Genomic DNA, 1276 nt, shown 5'->3' with positions numbered 1-1276 from the left:
CTAAAAAAGACAGGCATAGAGTTTTGTGATCTACTGATTGTTCCAGCAATTCAATGAGATCACCTCTATGCCTGCTCGCCAAGTATGTCAGAAGTTCTTCCGTGAAGCTTTAGCCCCGTTCCACAAATATCGACAAAATGCTTTGCTGGATGCAACCGTTGCATTAATCAACGGGGCTTCACTGACGCTGACCAGCATCGGGCGATTTTTACCTGGTCAGGCTCAGGTTAAAAATAAAATTAAACGTGTTGACCGTCTGCTGGGTAACGAATCGCTTCACCATGATATTCCTCTGATTTTTAGAAATATTATCTCGATGCTGACAAGTCAGTTATCTCTGTGCGTTATCGCCGTTGACTGGAGCGGTTACCCGTCACAGGAATATCATGTCCTTCGTGCCAGCTTGATTTGTGACGGGCGTTCTATCCCGCTACTAAGCGAAGTCGTTCCATCAAAAATAAAGCATAACGCTATGATACAAAAAGCATTCCTCGATAAACTCTCTGAGGCGATTAACCCGAAAACCCGAGTCATTATTGTCACCGACGCAGGGTTCCAGAATGCCTGGTTCCGGCATATTAAATCACTTGGTTGGGATTTTATTGGTCGTATCAGGGGCAATATTCAGTTACGCCTCAACAGTAAAGGTGAGTACTGGTTCAGACGGCAGATGTTGGTAGCCAAAAGCAAACCGGAGTCCCTGGGGGCCGGAACCCTTGCCCGGGCTGATTACGCCAGATGTGACGGATACTTTTACCTCCATAAAAAAGCGCCTGAAGGCAGAAAATATAAGCGTTCTCGCTGTGGTATCGACAGACCTTCACAAATTAAAGACGCCCGCTCAGCAGCAAAAGAACCGTGGCTTATCTTCAGCAGTACGAATGATTTTAAGCCTCGTGAAGTCATGAAGTTATACAGTCGTCGGATGCAGATAGAACAGAACTTCCGCGATGAGAAGAGCGAACGTTTTGGGTTTGGCCTGCGAGCCAGCTATAGCCGTTCATGCGGAAGGATGCTGGTACTCAGCCTGCTGGCGACATTGAGCACAATAGTACTGTGGCTTGTGGGTTATCACGCTGAAAATAAGGGATTACATCTGAGATATCAGGCCAACAGCATTAAATCGCGACGGGTGATCTCGTATCTGACATTAGCGGAGAATGTCCTTCGACATTCTCCGCTAATTTTACGCCAAACGGTGCTGAGCACCATCCTTAACCACCTCGCCAAAACCTACCGAAATATGGTGTTGGTTTATTAGCACTGATTTATGGGG

1 protein-coding gene is annotated in these 1276 nt (G+C 46.6%); it reads left to right on the top strand.

The genetic code is table 11. From position 1 onward, the window contains the following. The first annotated feature begins 67 nt into the window (after positions 1–67). Positions 68–1261: an IS4 family transposase gene (locus tag AC2A1E_RS24080; protein WP_484385856.1), complete on the top strand. Its 1194-nt coding sequence runs from the start codon at positions 68–70 to the stop codon at positions 1259–1261. Positions 1262–1276 lie beyond the last annotated feature (15 nt).

The sequence above is a fragment of the Serratia sp. HNCC26DJ206 genome, from assembly GCF_057180605.1.
This window is presented reverse-complemented; position numbering and strand designations above follow the sequence as displayed.